Consider the following 21,942-nt stretch of genomic DNA (forward strand, 5'->3'; position numbering starts at 1 on the left):
ATCTCAAGGCGAGCACAAAATGTGTGCGCTCAGTCGTGATCCTCCTGCAGTTTGGCGACCAGCATGTCGATGAACGACATGGCCGCGATGGGCAGCATCCGGCCCTCCCGGCAGCCAAGCACCAGCCGGCCGTTGATAAGCTCGCGGTCGGTCAGCGGGATCGATACCAGTTCCCCGCGGCGGGTCTCCTGGAGCGTGCCGATCTGGTATTGGAAGCTGATCGCGCCGGTCTGACGGGTGAATTCCTTGAGGGTCTGCATGGTGCTGGCCTCGAGCACCACCTTGAGCGACATGCGTGTGCGCGCCACCAGCGTATCGATCAGCCGCCGGCTGCCGAAGGAGGGCAGCCCCAGCGCGAGCGGCCAGGCCTGGCAGTCCGACAGCCGCAGGCTGGTCTTTCCAGCCAGGGGATGGTCCGGCCGGAGCATGGCGCACAGTGGCTGGGGGATAGCAGTGAGGATCTTGAAATTCTCCAGGTGGGGCGGATCATGGGCCAGAACCAGATCGACGGCGTCGTCCATCAGATCCTCGATCAGCATGTTGGTGACACCGGACACAAGCTGGAACTGCACGCCGGGGTGGGTTTGCTGATAGGTGTTGATCAGCGTGGGGGCAAAGTCGGTGGCGACAGATTCTGCGCAGCCCCAGCGTACGGTGCCGCGGATCAGGCCGCGCAATTGCTCGATCTGCGACGTGGCCGAGCGCAGGTCGCTGAGCGAGCGCCGCACGGTATCGAGCAGCACCTCGCCCGCCGCAGTCAGCCGTACCCCGCGCGGCAGTCGCTCGAACAGCGGCGTGCCGACCTGCTCCTCGAGCTCGAGAATCTTGCGGTTCACCGCTGTCGAGGCCACGTTCAGGCTTTCCGCGGCCTTGCGGATGGAGCCGGCGCGGACCACGGCATCCAGGTAAACATAGGCTCTGGGAGGTCGCAGCACTTCAATCTCCTTGTTGGCGTGAGGGAGCAGACGGTGCAAGTTTGCAGCCAACCTGCGTGGGCTGGGCCAGGCGGAACGAATATTGCTCTTTGTTAGCAACACCGTGATCGATCGCTAGCAGAGAAGGGAGTAAAAGCATGTTGGCAGAATCCCGCCGGGGGGTTATCTGTACGCCTCATTCCGAGGCAAGCGCTGCAGGTATGCGCATTCTCGATGCCGGAGGCAGCGCGATTGACGCCATGCTGGCGGCCAGTGCCATGCTTGCCGCGGTCTACCCGCACATGACCGGGTTGGGCGGCGATGCCCTATGGCTGATCCACGACGGCCGGGTGCGCACCATTATGGGGATCGGGCAGGCCGGTCAGCGCCTTCCGGAAGGTGGCGCCATCACCTTGCGCGGCCCGGCAGCCGTCGCGACGACCGCAGGTGCCCTGGCCAGCTGGCAGACCGCCCACGACATCAGTCGGCAGCAGTGGGGCTCCCGCCTGGGCTGGAGCGATCTGCTCGGCGAGGCAGCGCAGACCGCTCAGCGCGGCGTCGAGGTCTCGGCTTCCCAGCTGTTCTGGCAGGGTCGGCGCGAGGCGATGATCGACAGCCTGCCGGACCTGCATGCCCTGTGCAAGGTCGATCAGCGCTGGCTTGAGGTAGGCGACACACTGCGTCAGCCCGCGCTGGCCGATACCCTGTCGCACCTGGCCAGACATGGGATGGCTGACTTCTACCAGGGCGAGCTTGCCCGGGCGCTGGCCGAATCCTTTGACAGGCTCGGTTGCGGCCTGACCCTGGCCGATCTCGAGGCCACCCGCGCCGAGGAACAGGAGCCGATTTCGATACGCTATCGCCAGGGGCGCCTGTTCAACGTCGCGCCGCCCTGCCAGGGTCTCTATACCCTGCAGGCCATGCTGGCGCTGGAACACAAGGCAGTCGCGGCCTGCGGCAACGGCAGCGCCCGCTACTACCATTACCTTGTCGAAGCGATCAAGCAGGGCCTGCTGCGCCGCAATGCTGAACTGTGCGACCCCAGGGCTCGCGGCTGGCAGTATGCGGCCACGCTGTCCCCCGCCCAGGGCGAAGCATACGCGGCGGCCATCCACGATGACCGGGCTGCGCCCTGGGCGGAGCCCGGGCAGCCGGCCGACACGGTCTGGATGGCGGCGACCGACGCCCAGGGACGTACGGCCTGCCTGATCCAGAGCCTGTTCCATGACTTTGGCGCGGGCTGCATCATGGGAGACACCGGCGTGCTCTGGCAGAACCGGGCGGCAGGTTTTGCCGCCGACACGCGCCATCCCAATGCCTGGGCGCCCGGCAAGCGTCCGGCCCACACCTTGAACCCCTCCTGCTATCTGGCAGATGACGGGCGGCGGCTGTTCTTCGGGACCCAGGGCGGTGACGGCCAGCCCCAGACGCAAATGGTGCTGGCGACGCAACTGGTGGATTTCAATCAGCCGATCGACCGCGCGCTGGCCATGCCGCGCTTTCTGCTGGGACGCAGCTTCTTCGACAGTACCGATAATCTCAAGTTGGAGGCGGACATCGATCCGGACACGGTCGCCGAACTGGCCAGACTGGGGCACGAGGTGGAAACCATCCCCGCCCGCAGTCCCTTTACCGGGCAGGCCGGGGCCATTGAAATCGCGGTGGATGGCAGCCGTCGGGCCATGCATGATCCGCGGGGGCAGGGCACCAGCCTGGGCCAAGCGGACTGACGGCGAGGGCACGGCAGCGGCATCAACGTGGGAACGACAGCGCCGAATGGATTCTCGAGCCCGTTATTGCCAGGCCCTGACACTCAGTCAGAGGCAGATCCCTTTTCGGCGCCGAGCGCGAAGGCGGGGCGCGGCGGGTTGGCAAGGTCGGTGCCGAGAAACTCGCCGGGGGTGAGGCCGGTCTGCTTGCGAAAGGCGGCAATGAACGCCGAGGTCGAGTCATAGCCACAGGCCAGGGCGACGTCGGTAATGCGCTGGCGCTGCTCAAGGAGGGGCAGGGCGCTAAGCAGGCGCAGCCGTTGCCTCCAGGCTCTGAAGCTGAAGCCGGTCTCCTGCAGGAACCGCCGCGTCAGCGTCTTTTCCGACAACCCCACGGTTGCGCTCCACTCCCCAAGCGTATGCGGCAGATCGGGCGCTGCATACAGCGCCTCACATACGCGCTGCAACTGCCGGTCCGCAGGCCAGGGCAGATACAGCCGAGTCTCGGGCGCGACCTGGAGCTGATCGAGCAGCACGCCGGCGATCCGCCCGTGCGGGCCCTGCTCGTCGTACTCGGCGGGAATCTGGCCGAAGTGGCTGATCAGTTCGCGGGTAAGCGGCGTGATCTCCAGCACCTTGCAGTGGGCCGGGGCCCAGGGGATCGCCAGGGCATCGAGGTACAGGCTGCGCATTTCGGTGGCTGGCGAGCTTATGACCGCGTGGGGCAGCTCCGGCGGTATGAGTATTGCGCGCTGGGGCGGCGCGAGGAATCGCCCGGTTTCGGTATGCACCGACAGAACCCCGCGGATGGCATAGGTCAGCTGCGCCCAGGGATGGCTGTGCCACTCGGTGGTGGTGCCCGTTTTCAGGGACTCGACCCGGGCGAACAGGGGCCTGGGCAGGGTGGTAAGGGCAGGAATGGCTCGGGGGGCCAACCCGGATTGTCCGTTTCTCGACATTATGCTGGCTTATCGCGTTAGTCCGTAGGGTAGCGAAACAGTAGAATGGCGCCACCTTCGTTCGCAAGCCCTTTATTCACTTGGAACCGCACCATGGCCAGACCCCGCTTTCTTCCTGATAACCTGACGCTCTGCCTGATTGCCGTCGTCGCGATCGCCAGCCTGTTTCCTGCCGAAGGGCAGACCGCCGTGGCCTTCGGCTGGATCACCAATCTGGCCATCGGCCTGCTGTTCTTTCTTCACGGCGCGAAGCTGTCCAGCAGCGCCATCGTCTCGGGGGTCACCCATTGGCGGCTGCACCTGCTGGTGTTCGCCTGCACCTTCCTGATGTTCCCCCTGCTGGGACTGGCGCTCAAACCGGTGCTGTCCCCGCTGGTCGGTACCGAGCTGTACCTGGGCATCCTGTTTCTGTGCGCCTTGCCCGCCACGGTTCAGTCCGCGATCGCCTTTACCTCCCTGGCGCGGGGCAACATTCCTGCCGCGGTATGCAGCGCCGCGACCTCGAGCCTGCTGGGCATCTTTCTCACGCCCCTGCTGGTCATGCTGCTGATGGGCGCGCAGGTGCAGGAGTCGAGCACCCTCGATTCGATCAGCAAGATCGTCGTGCAGCTATTGTTGCCCTTCATCGCCGGGCAGATTGCGCGGCGCTGGATCGGCGACTGGGTAGGACGCAACAAGAGCTGGCTCAAGTATGTCGATCAGGGGTCGATCCTGCTGGTTGTCTACAGCGCCTTCAGCAATGCCGTGGTGGAGGGCATCTGGCAGCAGGTGCCACTGCCGCAGCTGGCGGGTCTGGTGGTGGCCTGCTGTCTGTTGCTGGCGCTTGTGCTGGGCATGACCCATCTTCTGGGACAACGCCTGGGTTTCAACATGGAGGATCGCATCACCATCCTGTTTGCCGGTTCGAAGAAGAGCCTGGCGACGGGAGTGCCCATGGCCCAGGTGCTATTCACCGGCGGCACCATCGGCACGCTGATCCTGCCGCTGATGCTCTTTCATCAGATCCAGCTGATGGTCTGCGCCGTGCTGGCGCAACGTTATGCTGAGCGGCCGGAAGACTCCGTGCTGGTCGCGCAACCCTGAAACGTCCACTGCCTTTACTTCAAATTGCCACGCTGCGCTTCAGCGCAGCGTGGCAGCCTCCTCTTGATATCCTTTACACAAACTGACCAAAGAACCAGTATTCTTCGATATTCACTCCAAGGCCAGCTTCGCGGCTTCTTGCAGCCAATCGGCAGTGCTCCGGGCGCCACTTCACTAAAAGGTCTCAGTTTTCAGATCACGCGCACCGCTTGAGAACCTGTCTTGCGGGGCAAACCGATTCGTTCTGAGTTGCACCGCATACGACATGGACAACTGTGTATCCAGGCACTCGTACAGCCGAATTGTCCAGTCTGGTTCCAGTTCGGCAAGCCAGGTGCCGAATGTCAGGCTCATGGTTCCGCCGCCAGTGAGAACGAAATTACGGTGCTTCGAAGAAAAGAGTTCTATTTAGCCCCGAGAAGGCCACGGGGCAGGGCATGTGCTCCCGCACTGATAGCGCGAGCGGCAGGAGGGCAGGTGTAGCTGGGCGCTACCCCTGCCGGGGCAATGATCCGGAACGCTTCAGTGCTCGACCTTCAGCGCACTTTCATGCCAGTTGCGTAGCGCCTGGTCCGATAGCCAGACCATCACGGCAAACAGCAGGATCCCGGTAACGGTAATCAGCACCAGTGCCGCGAACATCCGCGGGATCTGCAGGTTGTAGCCGGACTGCAGGATCATGTAGGCCAGACCTGCCTTGGCCCCGCCGGTACCGGCGACGAATTCGGCCACCACCGCACCGATCAGCGCCAGACCGCTGCTGATCCGCAGGCCGCCGAAGAAGTAGGGCAGCGCGCCCGGTATGCGGAGCCTCACCAGTTCCTGCCAGCGGCTGGTGCGGTACATGCGGAACATGCTGAGCAGGTTCGGATCGACGCTGCGCAGGCCGAGCGTGGTGTTGGAGATGATCGGGAACACCGCCATGATCACCGCGCAGACGATCAGCGCCCAGGTGGTATCGTTGATCCAGATGATGATCAAAGGCGCGATGGCGACGATGGGCGTCACCTGCATCAGAATCGCGTAGGGAAACAGGCTCATCTCGATCCAGCGACTCTGCACGAACAGCAGCGACGCCAGAACACCCAGCACCACGGCAATGGCGAAGGCCGCGAAGGTTACGCGCAGGGTGACCCAGAGCGCGGTGAGCAGCGGCTTCCAGTCCGCGGCCAGCGCCTCGAAAATGGCAATCGGGCCGGGCAGGATGTAGCGGGGCATCTGCAGAGCGGTAACGATGCCCTCCCATACAATGAGAAACAGCAACCCGACCGCGATCGGCGCGGCGACCCTGACAAAGTTTTCGTTTTGCAGCAGCGGGGTGTGCGGTGCTTTGTTCTGGCTCATGATTTTGCCTCCCGACCCATGCCGCTGGCACGCTCCAGCGCCTGGGAAACCTGACGGCAGTAGCCGGCAAATTCGGTCGATACGCGAAAATCCGAAGAGCGGGGGTAGGGCTGATCGATCTGGATATCATCGACGATGCGCCCCGGCCGCGCGGCCATCACCACCACCCGACTGGACAGGTACACCGCTTCGTACACGCTGTGCGTCACGAACACCACGGTCCAGCCGTTTTTCTGCCAGAGCTTGAGCACGTCGTCATTGAGCTTGTTGCGCGTCATCTCATCCAGCGCGCCGAAGGGTTCGTCCATCAGCAGCAGATTAGGTTCGGTGACCATGGCGCGGGCAATCGAGGCGCGCATCTGCATCCCGCCGGACAGCTCGCGCGGGAAGGAATTGTCAAAACCGGCGAGCCCGACCATCGCCAGGGCCTCATCGATTCGGCGCTCGGCATCCGGCCCGGTATTGTTCTCCAAATCCAGCGGCAGGCGCACGTTCTTGCGCACCCGCGCCCAGGGCATCAGCGTGGCGTTCTGGAACACGAAGGCAAGCTTGCGGCCCTTGTGTCCGACCACGCCGTAATCCTGCTCCCACCAGCGCACCTGCCCGGTCGTGACATCCCCGAGGCCGGCCAGAATGCGCAGCAGGGTACTCTTGCCGCACCCTGATGGGCCGAGCAGGCTGACGAACTCGCCCTGGCCAATGGTCAGGTTCGCACCCTTGAGGGCTATGGTCCCGTTGGCGTAGATCTTGTCGACGTCGGTAGCCTGCAGCACCGGCCGGCCGCGGCTGGGTCGGGCCGCCGGGCTGAACACCGGCGACGCGGCGCGTGCCGGCTCAAGGGGTATCAATGTGGAAATGTTCATGCTTGCTCTCCTGAGCGGCCACCGGGGGTGGCCGCCGGTTGGTCAGGCGCAGTGTTATTTCTGCAGCAGCGGCTGTTCAGGCAGAAAGTCCAGGGTATAGACGTCCTTGATATTCAGATCAGGCGAGGCGAGCTCGGCCTTCACCATGAAGTCGCGCAGCGCTTCCCAGCGCGCATCGGTCATGACGCCCGCGCCACCGGTTTGCGCATCACCGCCGAAGACCAGCCCGTATTCCTTGATCTTCTCGATACCGAAGGCGATCTGCTCGTCGGTCATCTCGGGGTTGTCCTTCTGGATCAGCTCGTTGCCCAGGGTCGGGTCCTCCAGGTAGCTCACCCAGCCCTCCATGGTGGCCTGGACAAACCGCTTGATGAGATCGGGATTCTCCTTGACCAGTTTGGTGGTGGTATCGATGCTCTGGGCATAGGGCGGATAGCCGAAATTGGCCATCAGCAGAATGGTGGGCGTCACGCCGCCCTTCTGCATCGCGAAGGGCTCGGAGCTGATATAGCCCTGCTGCACGAGCGAGGTGTTGGCCAGAAAGGGCGCAACGCTGAAGGTATAGGGCTTGGCCATGGCGTCGGTATAACCGTACTCGGCCTTCAGCCAGGGCCAGAAGCTGGTGTGGGCGCTGGAGGCGATATAGACATCCAGGTTGCGCTCCTTGATTTCCTCCAGGGAGGTCACATCCGGGTGCGCGAGCAGGGCCTGGGGGTCGCTCTGAAAGGTCGCGGCAACCGTTACCACCGGCAGGCCTTCCTCTACCGCCTTGACGTTGGCCATGGGGTAACCCATCACGATGTCGCGCCGGCCGCTGACCAGCAGCTGCAGTCCGTTGATCTGCGGGCCACCCATTTCAATCGACACATCCAGCCCGTGCTTTTCGTAGATACCCGCCGCCTTGGCCTGGTAGAAACCGCCATGCTCGGCCTGTGCATACCAGTTGGTGCCGAAGACCACCTTGTCCAGCTTCTGGGCCATGGCCGAGCCGCTGGCCAGGGCGCCGGCCAGTGCGATAACACCGGCAAGCAGGGTGAGGGATCCTTGAGTCCTGCCGGTGCGGTTTCTTTGTCCTGACTTTGTCATCACGTGCTCCATCGGTGCTGTTTGATCACTGCCGTTAGGGTCGGGCGTTAGTTGAATAACCTGACCATCGATTCAAGTTTTGAATTTGCAAGCGCTGTGCCAGCAGTTGAAAGGCTTGTGGCTGGCGACGGTTGTGGCTAACGCGCAGTCGATTACGCACCGAATTCGATCAAGAACCAGGTGCGTCGCACCGGATGTGGACAGCATCAGCTGGCTGCTTCTGGCGATTCGGCCGCCGAAGCGGCCAGCTCGACGGAAGCCGGCTCCGGGGTGATCTGGCCGGCCAGCCTGGCGACCCGTGCGCCCAGCGCGCGGGCGATGGCCTTCTCGCCGGCATCCACACCCAGCGCACCATCGAATCCGGTAACCGCCGAGGCGCCGTAGGGCGAGCCGCCGCTGCGGGTGCGGACCAGCGCCGGCACGCTATGGGGTACGCCCGCGATGATCATGCCGTGCTGCATGAAGGGCATCAGCAGGGCCAGCAGGGTCATTTCATTACCGGAATGCATGCCCCCGGTGGAGGTAAAGGCAGCGCCGACCTTGCCGATCAGCGCGCCCTGGCGCCACAGCGGGGCTATCTCGTCGATAAAGGCCCGCAGCGGTGTGCTCATCAGGCCGTAGCGGGTGGGTGAGCCCCAGATGATGCCCGTGGCCCATTCCAGATCCTGCGCGCTGGCGCGTGGTAGCGCCCGGTACTCGGCCTGGGCCGCGAGGAAGTCGGCGCGCCCGGTATCGATGCTGAATTCAGGCTCGGTGATGTCGACCCGACAGAGTCTGACCTCGGCGCCTGCATCCGCCGCGCCCGCTGCGATCGCCTGCGCGAGGGTCAGGGTGCTGCCGTATCGGGAGTCGACGACTATGGTGATTTTCGCTTCGTTCATTGCACTTTTTTCCTCTGTTGTCCGTTGTCAGTCTGCTGGCACGTATCGTGAATAGCTGACCGTCTGGACAACTTAAGCGTGTTTCATGCCAACGGAGGATTTGCCTGATGTCAGTTGGAAAACTGCCGGTCATCGACCTGACACCGATGCGTGCCGGCGATGAGTTCCACAAACGCGCGCTGGGTGATGCCCTGCGTGAAGCCTGCGTGCACACCGGTTTCTTTTATGTGGCCGGCCACGGCGTCCCGCAGGCTCTGATCGACAGGGTATTCGCAGCATCGAAGGCATTCTTCGATCAGCCGATGGCCGACAAGCGGAAGGTGGACAAGGCACTGTCGGCCGCCAACCGCGGCTATGAGTTTCTAGGCGGACAGACCCTGGAGCCCGGTGCGCCGCCGGATCTGAAGGAGGGGTTCTACATCGGGGAGGAATTGGCGGAAGACGATCCGCGGGTGCTGGCTGGCGCCTTCAATATGGGGCCCAACCAGTGGCCGGCGGGCGTGCCCGATTTTGCTCCGGTGATGATGGAGTACTACGGGGCGCTTCTGGAGCTGAGCAGGGAAATCATGGCCGCGCTGGCGTTGTCGCTGGAGCTGCCCGAGGACTATTTCGAGGCGTTCTGCACCGAGCCACTGGCGACCCTGCGCCTTCTGCATTATCCGCCCCAGCCCGCGCAGCCGCTGCCCGGCGAAAAGGGCTGCGGCGCGCACACGGACTTCGGCGGCGTCACCATCCTGCTGCTCGATGACAAGCCAGGCCTGCAGGTGTGGGATGCGCTGAACGAGCGCTGGCTGGATGCTCAACCGATACCCGGCACCTTCGTGGTCAACCTCGGCGACATGATCGCGCGCTGGACCAATGACCGTTACCGCTCGACCCTGCATCGGGTCATCAATACCTCCGGCGCCGAGCGCTACTCGGTACCCTTCTTCTATAGCGGCGCGCCGCAGCACGAGGTGCGCTGCCTGCCGGGTTGCCTGGGTGAAGGCGAGCAGCCGAAGTACGCGCCGGTCACGGTAGAGGGTCATCTGCGTGAAATGTACAGGAGGACCTATGTCTGAGCGCAAAGCGACGCTGGTACTGATCCATGGTGCCTGGGCAGGCAGCTGGGTATGGGCGCAACTGACGCCGTTGTTGCAGGCCCAGGGGTATGCCGTGCTGACGCCGGATATGCCGGGCTCGCCCCGGCACCCGGCCGAGCCAGAGACGGTGTCGCTTGCGGGGTGTGTCGAGCATGTGCTGGACTGCTGCGCCGGGACCGACGGGCCAATCGTGCTGGTCGGACATTCCGGCGGCGGCGCGATCTCTACGCAGGCAGCGGAGCGTATGGCCGAGCGGGTGGCAGGCGTGATCTATATCGCTGGCATGATGCTGCCCTCCGGCAGCAGCTTCGCCGAGGTGGTCGCCGAAGTGGTCAAGAGCGAGCCCGCCGCGGCTGGCATAGGTCCGTATCTGCAGTGGACCGCTGACCGCAGCGCTTCCTGGGTACCGGTCGAGGCGATCCGCAAGATATTCCTGCAGGATCTGCCGGATGACCTGGCTCTGGCCGCCGCCGAGCGCTTTTCCCTGCAACCGGAAGGGGCGCGCACTATGGTGCCGGTGTGGACGCAGGAGCATTTCGGACGCTTGCCGCGCTTGTATGTCGAAGCCCTGCAGGATCGCTCGGTGGTTTTGGCCACGCAACGCCGCATGCAGGCATTGGTGCCGGGCGCCGAAGTGGTCAGTCTGGATACCGGTCACGTGCCTCAGGCATCTGCGCCGGAACGGCTGGCCGAGGTAATGGCCGGATTCATCTCGCGGCATGCCTCGGTAGCGTGAGTGCAACCCACCGCGCTTTGGGGCGCGGTCGGTTGTTGAGTGCAGCGGTTATTCCTGGGTGTAGAGCGCGTCGACAAAGCGCAGATCGAAGGCCTTTTCCCAGTCCAGATCCGCCGGCAGGGTTCCTGCCTTGGCCATGTCATTAAAGAATAGCTCCCAACGCTCAGCGGTCATGATGCCGTACTGACCGTCGGCGGCGTCACCCGAGAGAAGCATCCCTTCCTCCTGCATCTTGCCCGTGCTGTAGGCCAACAGATCATCTGCCATATCCGGGTTGTCCGCTTTGATCAGCGCGTTGGCCTGAGCAGGATCTTCGAAGTAGGCGGCCCAACCCTTTGCTGTTGCGGCGACCATGTTCTGTACCAGCTCGGGGTTCTCGTCAATCAGCGCCTGGGTGGTGTCCAAGGTGGCGGAATATGCATTCCATCCGTAGTCGGCCAGCAGCAGGCTCTGGGCTTCAACACCTTCCTTTGCAAGGAAGTAACCGTCATTGGTGACATAGCCCTGTTGCACCGTCTGCTCATCGGCAATGAAAGGACCGAAGCTGTAGTCGTAGGGCCGCAACTGATCGTCGGTGAAGCCGTATTCAGCTTTCAGCCACGGCCAATAGGCGACGCGGCCAGAGGTTGGAATACGCAGGCCCTTGCCTTTCAGATCAGCCAGCGAATCGTTACCGACGCCGGTATGCGTTACCAGCGTTTGCGGGTCCTTCTGAAAAAAAGCGGCAACGGCGACCATCGGAATATCTTGTTGCACTGCGTTCAGCGATTGCAGTGCATAGCCCATGCTGAAATCACCTTTGCCGCCCATCAGCAGTTGCACGTTATTGACCTGCGGACCACCCATGCGGATGGTCACGTCGAGGCCATGTTCTTCGTAAATGCCCATGGCCTTAGCGGCATACACTCCGCCTTGCTCAGCCTGGGCGTACCAGTTGGTAATAATGGTTACAGGGGTTAGTTCTGCGGCAAAAGCGGTCAGGCTGTTAATGCCTAATCCGAGTGCTAGTGCAAGGGCGATTCGGCTCTTGTTGTGCATGATTGAAATTCCTGGGTTGAGGTTCTTAGTACGTGGCATTCAGGCGTTGCAGAAGATGATCACCTGCCGTAATCGGTGGGTAGCGCACCGGATTGCCGGCGTCGGTACAGGTGTCTATACATTCGATATGGGCGTTCTTGTTGGGTTGACAGAAAAAGGCGATCGAGTAGCGGTGGCGGTGCATCGCGGCCTTGGGCACGTTTACCCGATGAGGAGTTGAACAGAACACATGGTTGGTCCAGCGGTGCATCAAGTCGCCGGTGTTGATCACCACAGTGCCCGGAATCGGTGTCGCCTGTACCCATTCACCCTGGCGAGTACACACTTCCAAGCCGCCGGCGTCGTCCTGAAACAGCAAAGTAATACTGCCGTAATCGGTATGCGCACCGGCGCGGCTCTCGCCCTGCTCGGCGGCAAAATCCTGCGGCAAAGGTGGATAGTGCAGCAGCCGCAGGGTGTGATGGCGAAGGTCGTGCGCATTGACAAAAAAATCGTCCGGTTGGTCAAGTGCCACCGCGAAAGCTTCCAGAATGCGGTCTGCAGTGGTGATGCAATCTGCCAGAAAGGTCTCGACGTGCGCACGGAATTCAGGCTGATCCGCAGGCCAGAGATTACGCGCCGCGCTGGCATCGCGATCCTCCGGACCGGCGTTGAACGCTTCTTTCAGGTCGCCCGGCCTGCTCGGGTCCAGACGCTCGCGGCGCACGCCCACGTAGCCTCTGTTGCTCTGTGCGTTTTGCCAGGCCACTGATTGTTTGATCTCGTCTGGCAGGGAAAAGAAGTTCTTGGATGCCTGAAAAGCCTTATCAACACTGGTCTGGGGCATGCCGCAGTTGGCCAGGTAGAAGAATCCCCACTGGCTGCTGGCGTCGCGCATCTGTGCGGCAACCTGTTGCCTGGCTGTCGGGTCGCCCTGGATAAAAGGGCCAAAGTCGATGATCGGAATGGATAGTGCCTGCTCGCTCATAGATGTATCTCCGGGATGCTGGATGGGCCATGTGCCCTCGCGAATCTCGCTGCGAAAAAGGTCCCTGGTTTAGCCCCGGTTGTGCTACTGAAACGGGCGGCTCATAACCTGACCGGACAATCAGGAATTTGATAGCAAAGCCTGTGCCATGCCTGAAGGCGGGCGATTCATGAGCTTTTTGCGCCATGCGGAAGCGTTTCTGCACCGACCTGGGCCGCGGTTCCGTCAACGGCACCAAATAATGGCCCTTCCCGCTGGCTAAAGGCCGGCCCCGGATTTGCATTCGGACTTGCGCAGAGCGGAGCCCTGCGAGGTTATCGAACTCTCTGTTTTGAGCTCACTGTTTGAACACGCTGTTGAACAAACTGTTTATTGAATGACGCCGAACTGGCCAAGGAAATAGATTATGAGCAAGACCCTGTTACTGAAGAACGCCACGCTGGTGGCAACCATGGATGATCGAAAGCGCGAGATTGCCGGCGGTTCTGTATTCATCCGCGGCAGCCGCATCGAGGCGGTCGGTCCGGCCGCAGAGCTGCCCGATACGGCCGATCGGGTGATCGATCTGACCGGCCACGTGGTCATACCGGGGCTGATCAATACCCACCACCACATGTTCCAGTCGCTCACCCGGGTGCTGCCGGCGGCGCAAGATGCCGAGCTGTTCGACTGGCTCAGCGCGCTGTTCCCGGTATGGGCGCGGCTCACGCCGGAAATGGCCCGTGCCGCGACCCGCACTGCTGTGGCCGAACTGATGCTCAGCGGCTGCACCACGGCAATGGACCAGGCCTATCTGTACGTCAACGGCATCCAGCTCGAGGACAGCATCCAAGCTGCCCGCGAGATGGGCATCCGCTTCCACGCCGGGCGCGGTGCCATAAGCCTGGGGCAGAGCAAAGGCGGTCTGCCACCGGACTCGTTGGTGGAAGCCGACGAGAATGCGATTCTCAGCGACATGCAACGCGTGATTGAAGCGCACAACGATGCAGCGCCCGACGCCATGACCCGCGTGGTCGTTGCGCCTTCCTCGCCTTTCACCGTGACCCGCGAGCTGATGATCGAGACCGGCAAACTGGCCCGCGCCTACGGTGTCGGCATGCATACCCATACCGCGGAAAATCGCAAGGATGTGGATTTCTGCCGGGAGGTGTACAACATGACCCCCACAGAATATGCCGAGGAAGTCGGCTGGGTGGGTGAAAACACCTGGCACGCCCACTGCGTCAAGCTGGACGATGCCGGCATCGCCCTGTTTGCGCGCACCGGCACAGGGGTTGCGCATTGTCCGTGCTCCAATATGCGGCTCGCGTCCGGCCTGGCGCCGATCAGGAAAATGCGTGATGCGGGAGTGAAGGTTGGTCTTGGGGTGGACGGTAGCGCCTCGAATGACAGCAACAACCTGCTCGATGAGGCGCGCCAGGCGATGCTTTCGGCCCGCGTGCGGGATGAAAATCCCGGTGCGATGACCGCCCGCGAAGCCCTCGAACTGGCGACCCGGGGCGGGGCAGAGGTGCTCGGCCGAAGCGACGCCCTGGGCCGTATCCAGGCGGGTTATTGCGCCGATATCGTGGCGTTTCGCACTGACGATATCGCCATGGCGGGCGCGCAGACCGATCCGCTGGCCGCATTGGTATTCTGCACACCGCCACGGGTGGCCTACAGCATTATCAATGGCCGGCTGGTAGTGGAGCGGGGTGGATTGCTGACCGGGGAGTTGCCCACATTGATCGAAGATCACAACCGCCTGGCAGCCGAGCTGATTGGTTGAGCGGGCTGGCCCTTGTAGCGCCAGAGCGCGACAAGGGCTCGCAGGCTATGCGCCAGGCTGGCGGTGGGCGTAGGTGGCGTTGAGTCTGGCCGCGAGGTACTCACCGCAGGTGACCGGCGGGTACTTCGGCTCTGCATTGGGCACAACATCGCGGGGATCAACGATCGCGTCGGGGTCCACTTCCAGAAAGAAAGCGATGGAGTAGCGTTCACGCTTCGGCGGACGTACCCGATGCGGAGTGGACACATAGATGTCATTGCTCCAGCGCATCAGGCAGTCGCCGATATTGCACACATAGGCACCGGGGACATAGGGCGCTTCGATCCACTCGTTCTGACGGGTCAGTACCTGCAAACCGGCGACCTCGTCGGTGGCTAACAGGGTGATGTTGCCATAGTCCGTGTGGGCACCTGCTCCGGCATCCTCGCGCGCCTCCTTGTGGGCGCTGGCCGGGTAGCGCAGCAGGCGCAGCGTGGCGACGGGCTCGGCCAGATGTTCTTCAAAGTGCGTTTCAGCCAGCCCCAGATCGATACTGAAACCTTTATGCAGCAGTCGGCCCAGTTCGAGGCAATCGTTGAAATACGCCAGCATCCGATCCCGCCACTGTGCAAGCTCCGGCCAGAAGTTGACGCCGCGAAAGGGTTTACCGGCCACCACGTCGGGGTGATCGGCAGCGAACTCTGTGCCGATATTGAAGGCCTCTTTCATGTCGGCCCCGGCCCGCGGATTCAGCCGCTCATCGGCCATCGCCACGTAACCACGATTGTGCGGGGACAGCTTGATGGACATGGCTTGCTTGTCTCGAAGCGGGAGTTCGAACAGCTGTCGGGCATCGCCGAACGCACGCTGGATGCGCTCTGCAGGTATCCCATGATCCACAACATAAAAGAAACCGACTTCACGGCAGGCGCGGCCCAGTTCGGCGGCAACCCTGGCACGGTCGGCGGGATCAGGGCTATTCAGGCCTGCGACAGAAATAATGGGTAGCGATTGCATCGATTAGTCCCCGAGCATGGTTGATTTGAGATGTGATATGTCGCGGCAACGCTCAAACAGCGCCAGGCCGTGCGCCTGCGCCTCAAGGATGACTTCGCGTTCATTCAGGCGCGTCGTCTGCCCATTGGCGATCAGTTGGCGACCATCGACCCAGACGCTGGCGACGTTCTGACTGCCTGCAGCAAACACCAGGTTCCACAGCACATTGCCGCCCTGGGCATCGACCTGCGCCGGGGTCATGTTGGGCATGCCCAGATCAAGCAGCAGTAGGTCGGCACATTTGCCGACTTCCAGCGAGCCGATGTCGCGGTCCAGGCCCAGCGCGCGGGCACCGTTGATGGTGGCCATGCGTAGCATCTGACTGGCTGGCAGCAAGGTGGCTTCCAGCCGGGTGGCTTTCTGGATCAGCGAGGCGAACTTCATTTCCTCGAACAGGCTCAGGCTGTTGTTGCATACCGGGCCGTCAGTCCCAAGCCCGACCGTGATACCGGCGGCCAGCATCTCGGGCACGCGGGCAACACCGCTGGCCAATTTGGCGTTGCTGACAGGGCAGTGGGCGATGGCGGTGCCGGTATCGGCAATACGTTTGATTTCATCGTCATTCAGCCACACACAATGGGCCAGCAGGGTGCGCTCGCCGAGGATGCCGTAGTGATCCAGCTGCGCGATCGAGCGGCGGCCGAAGTGTCGCTCGACCGCCTGGTCTTCCTCGCGTTGCTCGCAGGCATGGGTGTGGATGCCGACGCCATAATCGCGCTGTGCTTGTAGCGCCTGGGTGTAGGCATCGGCGGTGCAGTAGAAGAGGTGTTCGAGCCCCATCCATACCTGAATGCGGCCGTTCTGGCTGCCGTGGTGGCTGTGGATCAGGGTGTGATTTTCCGCCAGGCTGGCGAAGAAATCCTTGCCTGGCGCATCGGCTACATAGGGAGCGAGGTTCACCCGCAGCCCCACCTCTTCAGCGGCCTCGGCGCAGCGGTGCATGAAGCGGTACATGTCCATCACGCAGGTGGTGCCGCTTTTCAGGGCTTCCAGATAACACAGCCGCGCGGAATGGAATGCGTACTCTTCGGTCAGGGCACGATGCTCAAGCTGGTAGTAGGGCAGCCATTCCATCAGCTGCATGTTTTCCGTGACGCCACGCATCAGGCTCGAATGCGAGTGGCAGTCAATCAGCCCGGGCAGCAACGCGTGCCCGCTGGCGTCGATCACCGGTATGTCGGGCGGCACCTGTATCGCTTCGGTGGTTCCTAGTGAGACGATCCGGCCTTGCTGCACAATCAGCGTGCCGCATGGGATGACCCTGTCGGCCGGGTCGACGGTAAAGATGGCTACATTGGTGATCGCAAAACTGTTCATTGTTGCTCGCTTTCATGCACGTTCATGGGGTCAAGTCTTGGGTGGCTCCAGGCCGCAGCCACGCAGGATCACCTCGGTGAGAAAGTCGGCCGCGTGGTCGAAATCGAGCTTTTCGTATTCGGCCTTGTTTTCCACCATCAGGATCTGTATCTGGAAGTCGGCGTAGTGTTGGGTGGATGACCAGATCAGGAAGATCAGTTGCACCGGATCGACCTTGGCCATCCGGCCTTCATCAACCCATTGCTGAATGACGGTGGCTCGCCCGCGGACCCAGTCGCGCATGGTGCCGCGCAGATGGTCCATCAGAAACGGCGCGCCCTGGATGATCTCCAGTGCAAACAGACGTGAAGCCAATGGATGGGTGCGTGACATCTCGACTTTGGTGCGAATGAAGGTAGCCAGTGCGGTGGCGGGGTCGTCCTCCGGCGACACCGAGCTGAATACGGCGTTCCAGCGCGTCATGATGTCGTCGAACATGGCGCTGTAGATTTCGTTCTTGTTGCTGAAGTAATACAGCACATTGGATTTCGGCAGCTCTGCCCGTTCGGCAATGTTCTGAATCGTTGCACCACGGAAGCCGTGTTGGGCAAATTCCTTCTCCGCGGCCGCCAGAATGTTCCCGCGGTTACGTTCGCGTATGCGTCCGGGACGATAGGTTTTTGTTCGAGTTCGAGTTCGGCTCTGAGTGCTCATACCTGTCTCGTCACTTTTATACGGTAGGGAGTTCGACGTTAGCCGAACTCCCTGGCTTGATCAAAAGTGCAGCTTGATCAGGGCGCTGGTGGCGCTTTCGGTGTCCATCACGGCATCACCCAGGCCGTACTTGTTGTTCCAGTAGGAATACTCGATCCCTGCATACAGCACGCGCGGGCTGCCGAAGTAGTTGCCGATATCCAGCTTCAGCTGCGGGTTGAAGTGGAAATCCGACTTGTGGTCGTCTGCGGCGCTGGACCAGTCAATGTAGCCGTCGAACAGGATGCGGGTAGCGCCGAATTCCATGGGCGCGCCCCAGACGACAGTCAGCTGGTAGTCATTGTCTGTTTCGCTGTTGTTGACGTGGTAGACCCTGGTGCCAAAGTACTGGAAGCCGGGAACGTTCCAGTCAAGACCCATGCCGAGCATGTAGTTGTTGACGTTGGTGCCGCCGCCCATTTCGTACTGACCTGACAGGGTCACGTCCTTGATCAGGCCGGCGCTCAGATCCTTGCCGGTCAGCCAGCTGAGGCTGATGTTGGGCGCAAACTCGCCATACAGGTCATCGGAATCCGCGTCCTTGCCGTGGCCCTGATTGCGGTCCACGAAGAGAAAGGTGCTGCCCCAGTTGTGGCCGGTCGCGTTCTCGAAAGTGAAGTAGGTGTCGGTGCGTTGCTGCCGGCCGAACGCCTCATAGTCATCACTGTAGAGGATGGAAATGCTCGAGTCGGAGAAGAACTTCTCGGCTTGAGCAGCAGGGACGAAGGAGGCTGCGACGCAGACTGCCAGCAACGTTTTCTTCATTACTTTCATGGTCATATCCTTGATGTGGTTATTTCTCTGGTTGGCATAGGGGTACTACAGCTCACTTGCTTGGCCGATAAGGCTGGCCGATGGAAAAAGGGGTGTTCAGGCGCGTGCGCGCCGGGTTGCACGACAACAGCACCAGTACCGCGATGGTCACGACGTAGGGCAGCGTCGCCAGCAGCTCGGTGGAGCTGCGCCAGCCGAGACCCTGCAAGACCAGATGCAGAATGCTCGCGGCGCCGAACAGGTAGGCTCCGAGTAATACGCGCTCGGGTTTCCAGGTGGCGAATACCACCAGGGCCAGGGCGATCCAGCCGCGGCCCGACGTCATGTTTTCAGTCCACATGGGCGTGTAGGCCAGCGATAGATAAGCGCCCGCCAGGCCGGCCATGCCGCCACCGAAGGCGACTGCCAGGTATCGCACCGCGAGCACGCGCATGCCATTGGCGTTGGCGGCTTCAGGTGATTCACCCACGGCGCGCACGATCAGGCCGCCCCGGGTGTAGCGCAGGAACACATAGACCAGCACGAACAGGACCAGCGAGAGGTAAACCAGCAGGTCCTGGCGAAACAGCACTGGCCCCAGCACAGGAATGTCGGACAGATAGGGAATGGCGATCTTGGGGAAGCCGGAGATGGACTGGCCGACGTAGCTGCTGCCGATGAAGGCGCTCAAGCCGGTGCCGAAGATCGTCAGCGCCAGACCGGCGGCGTACTGGTTGGCCGCCAGCGTGACTGCCATGAGCGCGAAGAGCATCGACATCACAATCCCGGCAAGGATGGCCACCAGCACCCCGACGGCCAAACTGCCGCTGGTGACCGCGGCGATAAAGCCCATCACCGCACCCATCAGCATCATGCCTTCCTGCCCGAGGTTGAGTACGCCGGAGCGTTCGCACACCAGCTCGCCGAGGGCCACCAGCAGCAGCGGCGTGCCGGCGATGATGGTCGCAGCCAGAATGTTGGTGATCAGTAGCGTATCCATGTCAGGCCTCCTGCCCGATGGCCACACTCGACTGCGGACGACGCAGGCGCAGGCGGTAATGGATGAAGGCATCGCAGGTCAGCAGATAGAACAGCAGCAGCCCCTGGAACAGACCGGTGATGGCCTTGGGCATGTTCATGGCGATCTGCAGCATTTCGCCGCCCATGAAGGTGAGGGCAAGCAGGGCGCTGGCGAGGATGATGCCGACCGCCTGCATACGGCCCAGGAAGACCACGATGATGGCCGTGTAGCCGTAACCCGGGGATACCTGCGGGATCAGCTGGCGGATAGGGCCGGATACTTCCGAGGCCCCGGCCAGACCAGCGAGACCGCCTGCAATCAGAAAAGCCAGCCAGATCAGCCGTTTCTCACCGAAGCCTGCGAAGGCCGCGGCGCGGTTGTCCTGCCCCAGTACGTTGAGCTGGAAGCCGACGAAGGTCCGGGTGAACAGCACGCCGACAGCGACAGCGGCAAACAGCGCGAACAGCAGGCCGATGTGCAGGCGGGTCCCGTCGATCAGCTGTGGCAGCAGCGCAGAGGCGGCGAACATCTCGGACTGCGGGAATCCGAAGCCCATCGGATCGCGCAGCGGACCATGCACTGCATAGAGCAGCAGGTTCAGCGCGATGTAGTTGAGCATGATGGTGGTCAGGATTTCATTGCAGTGAAACTGCGTTTTAAGCACTGCCGCCAGCCAGGCCCACAGCGCGCCCGCGACAATGCCGGCACCCAACACCACGGGCAGGACCCAGAAGCCGGTGGCGTCGCTCAAGTTGAGTGCAGCCACCGACGCCCAGAGCGCGCCCATCAGGAACTGGCCTTCAGCCCCGATATTCCAGACGCGGGTGCGGTAGCACACCGTCAGTCCCGCTGCGCAGAGCAACAGTGGCGCCATTTTCAGTCCGAGTTCGGCCCAGCCGTGGGTGTCGCTCAGAGGGACCAGAAAGAAGAAACCGAGGGCGGCCAGCGGGTCCTTACCCAGCGCCCAGAACAACACCAGACCGGTGAGGACAGTGAGCAGCAGCGCCAGTACCGGTGAGGCCCACTGCATCAAACGCGAATCGACCGCGCGCCGTTCAAGCGACAGCATGGGTCACCTCCGCTGCCGACGGAGCGGCGTGCGAGCGCGGAAATTCTCCGGCCATCCATTGCCCCAGCTGTTCAATGCCCAGCTCGCTAGTGCGTACCAGTGGCGACAGGCGTCCGCTGCATAGGGCGCCCAGGCGGTCACACAGCTGATACAGCTCGTCCAGATCTTCGGAAATCAGTAATACAGCTGCGCCCTGATCGCGCAGCTGTATGAGGGCTTCGTGGATGGCTACTGCCGAGCCGACGTCCACGCCCCAGGTCGGGTGCGAGGCAACCAGCAGGCGCGGCTGCTGCAAGGCTTCGCGACCGATGATGAATTTTTGCAGGTTGCCGCCGGACAGGCTGGCCGCCGTGCTATCAATGCTTGCGCTGCGCACGTTGAAGCGCTCACGTATACGCGCGGCGTATTCGCGTACCTTGCCGCTGCGCACCCAGTCGCGCTTGACCAGTCCGTGGCCATAGGCTGTGAGCAATGTATTGGAGACCAGTGACATGCCCGGCACGGCGCCACGCCCGAGGCGCTCTTCCGGCACGATGGCCATGCCGGCCTCGCGGCGTTGGGCCGGGCCGGCTGGGCCTATATCCTCACCATCGATCAGCAGGCAGCCCGCTGCGCTGCGGCGCTCGCCGGACAATGCACGGAGCAGTTCATCCTGACCGTTGCCCGCGACGCCGGCGATACCGACGATCTCGCCGGCGCGCAGCTCCATGTCAATCGCATCCAGGCTGGAGCCAAACGGGTCCGTAGTGGGGTGACTGAGCTGGCGCATGCTCAGCAGTACGCCTCCGGGTTGGGAGGGCGTGGCCTGCGCAGAGAGCGGCGTGTCGCTGCCGACCATCATCCGAGCGATATCATCCACCGATACCTCGGAAGGCACGCAGGACCCGGTTACCTTGCCGCCGCGCATGACGGTAGCCTTGTGGCAGAGGTCGCGGACTTCCTGCAATTTGTGGCTGATAAACAGAATGCTGCAGCCCTCCGCCGACAGCTGACGCAGGGTACGGAACAGAATCTGTACTTCCTGTGGAGTCAGAACCGAGGTGGGCTCATCCAGGATGAGCAGCGCGCTCTGCTGGATCAGGCAGCGCACGATTTCAACGCGCTGACGCTCGCCGATCGACAGATTGGACACATGCCGCCTGGGATCCAGCGCCATGCCGTAGCGCGTCGATACATCCCTGATCCGTGCCTCCAGCTCGCGGCTATTCCTCGCTTCGCTTGCTGGCAGACTTAATGCAATGTTTTCCGCAACGGTCAGGGCTTCAAACAGGGAAAAGTGCTGAAACACCATGCCCACGCCGATATCACGTGCGTGACGTGGCCCCTGGATAGAGAGGGGCGTACCGTTCCAGATGACGCTTCCTTCATCCGGCTGAACGACACCGTAGATGACCTTCATCAAGGTGCTCTTGCCTGCGCCGTTCTCCCCGAGCAAAGCATGTATCTCGCCCGCGGCTACCTTGAGGTGAACGCCGTCGTTCGCCCGGCAGCCGGGGTACTGTTTAACGATGTTCACTAATTCCAGACGCGCGGTACTCGCCATCTTCACACCCTTAGCCTCAGATTAACTGACCAGTTAATCAAC

21 protein-coding genes are annotated in these 21,942 nt (G+C 62.3%); 5 read left to right on the plus strand and 16 right to left on the minus strand.

Going from position 1 to position 21,942, the window contains the following annotated elements:
* Positions 1 to 29: 29 nt before the first annotated feature.
* Positions 30 to 935 carry a LysR family transcriptional regulator gene (locus HG264_RS00265; protein WP_169405785.1) on the minus strand — a complete coding sequence of 302 codons (906 nt, stop codon included), beginning with the start codon at positions 933 to 935 and terminating at the stop codon, positions 30 to 32.
* 137 nt (positions 936 to 1,072) lie between these two features.
* Between HG264_RS00265 and HG264_RS00270 the strand changes: the two genes are divergently transcribed.
* A complete protein-coding gene (locus tag HG264_RS00270; protein WP_169405786.1) occupies positions 1,073 to 2,644 on the plus strand; it encodes a gamma-glutamyltransferase family protein in 1,572 nt (523 codons plus the stop codon).
* An 83-nt stretch (positions 2,645 to 2,727) separates the two neighbouring features.
* Here the strand turns inward: HG264_RS00270 and HG264_RS00275 are convergent, their stop codons facing one another.
* Positions 2,728 to 3,582 (minus strand): helix-turn-helix transcriptional regulator, encoded by an 855-nt coding sequence (locus tag HG264_RS00275; RefSeq protein ID WP_169405787.1) that lies wholly within the window; start codon positions 3,580 to 3,582, stop codon positions 2,728 to 2,730.
* A gap of 93 nt (positions 3,583 to 3,675) precedes the next feature.
* Between HG264_RS00275 and HG264_RS00280 the strand changes: the two genes are divergently transcribed.
* Positions 3,676 to 4,665 (plus strand): bile acid:sodium symporter family protein, encoded by a 990-nt coding sequence (locus HG264_RS00280; protein WP_169405788.1) that lies wholly within the window; start codon positions 3,676 to 3,678, stop codon positions 4,663 to 4,665.
* A gap of 174 nt (positions 4,666 to 4,839) precedes the next feature.
* On the opposite strand, the gene HG264_RS18735 is transcribed toward HG264_RS00280, so the two are convergent.
* The 5 genes from HG264_RS18735 to wrbA all read right to left on the minus strand — a co-directional run bounded on the left by HG264_RS18735 (position 4,840) and on the right by wrbA (position 8,839).
* Entirely contained in the window at positions 4,840 to 5,073 is a 234-nt protein-coding gene (locus tag HG264_RS18735) for a malate:quinone oxidoreductase (RefSeq protein ID WP_372240250.1), read from the minus strand.
* Positions 5,074 to 5,187: 114 nt separating this feature from the next.
* Positions 5,188 to 6,009, minus strand: coding sequence for an ABC transporter permease (locus HG264_RS00290; protein WP_169405790.1), 822 nt, complete (start codon positions 6,007 to 6,009; stop codon positions 5,188 to 5,190).
* Complete coding sequence (locus HG264_RS00295; protein ID WP_169405791.1) at positions 6,006 to 6,872, minus strand: ABC transporter ATP-binding protein; 867 nt, start codon at positions 6,870 to 6,872, stop codon at positions 6,006 to 6,008. The genes HG264_RS00290 and HG264_RS00295 overlap by 4 nt, the downstream gene beginning before the upstream one ends.
* A 54-nt stretch (positions 6,873 to 6,926) precedes the next feature.
* Complete coding sequence (locus tag HG264_RS00300) at positions 6,927 to 7,958, minus strand: ABC transporter substrate-binding protein (protein WP_169405792.1); 1,032 nt, start codon at positions 7,956 to 7,958, stop codon at positions 6,927 to 6,929.
* Positions 7,959 to 8,164: 206 nt separating this feature from the next.
* Entirely contained in the window at positions 8,165 to 8,839 is a 675-nt protein-coding gene (gene wrbA, locus HG264_RS00305; protein ID WP_169405793.1) for an NAD(P)H:quinone oxidoreductase, read from the minus strand.
* A gap of 107 nt (positions 8,840 to 8,946) precedes the next feature.
* Between wrbA and HG264_RS00310 the strand changes: the two genes are divergently transcribed.
* Entirely contained in the window at positions 8,947 to 9,900 is a 954-nt protein-coding gene (locus tag HG264_RS00310) for an isopenicillin N synthase family oxygenase (RefSeq protein ID WP_169405794.1), read from the plus strand.
* The gene (locus HG264_RS00315) at positions 9,893 to 10,657 is read left to right on the plus strand and encodes an alpha/beta fold hydrolase (protein ID WP_169405795.1); all 765 of its coding nucleotides are present in this window, start codon (positions 9,893 to 9,895) and stop codon (positions 10,655 to 10,657) included. The genes HG264_RS00310 and HG264_RS00315 overlap by 8 nt, the downstream gene beginning before the upstream one ends.
* Before the next feature lie 48 nt (positions 10,658 to 10,705).
* Here the strand turns inward: HG264_RS00315 and HG264_RS00320 are convergent, their stop codons facing one another.
* Positions 10,706 to 11,695: an ABC transporter substrate-binding protein gene (locus HG264_RS00320; protein ID WP_218573025.1), complete on the minus strand. Its 990-nt coding sequence runs from the start codon at positions 11,693 to 11,695 to the stop codon at positions 10,706 to 10,708.
* A gap of 25 nt (positions 11,696 to 11,720) precedes the next feature.
* Positions 11,721 to 12,662: an isopenicillin N synthase family oxygenase gene (locus tag HG264_RS00325; RefSeq protein WP_169405797.1), complete on the minus strand. Its 942-nt coding sequence runs from the start codon at positions 12,660 to 12,662 to the stop codon at positions 11,721 to 11,723.
* A gap of 406 nt (positions 12,663 to 13,068) precedes the next feature.
* Between HG264_RS00325 and HG264_RS00330 the strand changes: the two genes are divergently transcribed.
* On the plus strand, positions 13,069 to 14,430 hold the full coding sequence (locus HG264_RS00330; RefSeq protein WP_169405798.1) for an 8-oxoguanine deaminase: 1,362 nt from the start codon (positions 13,069 to 13,071) through the stop codon (positions 14,428 to 14,430).
* 45 nt (positions 14,431 to 14,475) lie between these two features.
* Here HG264_RS00330 and HG264_RS00335 read toward each other — a convergent pair whose 3' ends face one another.
* Genes HG264_RS00335 through HG264_RS00365 form a run of 7 tightly spaced genes read right to left on the minus strand, consistent with a single transcriptional unit; the run spans position 14,476 to position 21,900 of the window.
* Positions 14,476 to 15,426, minus strand: a complete 951-nt coding sequence (locus tag HG264_RS00335) for an isopenicillin N synthase family oxygenase (protein WP_169405799.1) — start codon at positions 15,424 to 15,426, stop codon at positions 14,476 to 14,478.
* A 3-nt stretch (positions 15,427 to 15,429) separates the two neighbouring features.
* Entirely contained in the window at positions 15,430 to 16,782 is a 1,353-nt protein-coding gene (locus HG264_RS00340) for an amidohydrolase family protein (protein ID WP_169405800.1), read from the minus strand.
* A 30-nt stretch (positions 16,783 to 16,812) separates the two neighbouring features.
* The gene (locus HG264_RS00345; RefSeq protein WP_169405801.1) at positions 16,813 to 17,475 is read right to left on the minus strand and encodes a TetR/AcrR family transcriptional regulator; all 663 of its coding nucleotides are present in this window, start codon (positions 17,473 to 17,475) and stop codon (positions 16,813 to 16,815) included.
* Between the two features lie 60 nt (positions 17,476 to 17,535).
* On the minus strand, positions 17,536 to 18,288 hold the full coding sequence (locus tag HG264_RS00350; protein WP_169405802.1) for an outer membrane protein OmpK: 753 nt from the start codon (positions 18,286 to 18,288) through the stop codon (positions 17,536 to 17,538).
* A gap of 52 nt (positions 18,289 to 18,340) precedes the next feature.
* Positions 18,341 to 19,267: an ABC transporter permease gene (locus HG264_RS00355; RefSeq protein WP_169405803.1), complete on the minus strand. Its 927-nt coding sequence runs from the start codon at positions 19,265 to 19,267 to the stop codon at positions 18,341 to 18,343.
* A gap of 1 nt (position 19,268) precedes the next feature.
* Positions 19,269 to 20,357 carry an ABC transporter permease gene (locus HG264_RS00360; protein WP_169405804.1) on the minus strand — a complete coding sequence of 363 codons (1,089 nt, stop codon included), beginning with the start codon at positions 20,355 to 20,357 and terminating at the stop codon, positions 19,269 to 19,271.
* On the minus strand, positions 20,344 to 21,900 hold the full coding sequence (locus HG264_RS00365; protein ID WP_178102797.1) for an ABC transporter ATP-binding protein: 1,557 nt from the start codon (positions 21,898 to 21,900) through the stop codon (positions 20,344 to 20,346). Before HG264_RS00365 ends, HG264_RS00360 begins: the two co-directional genes overlap by 14 nt.
* Positions 21,901 to 21,942 lie beyond the last annotated feature (42 nt).

The sequence above is a fragment of the Pseudomonas sp. gcc21 genome (assembly GCF_012844345.1).
Taxonomy (GTDB): Bacteria; Pseudomonadota; Gammaproteobacteria; order Pseudomonadales; family Pseudomonadaceae; genus Halopseudomonas.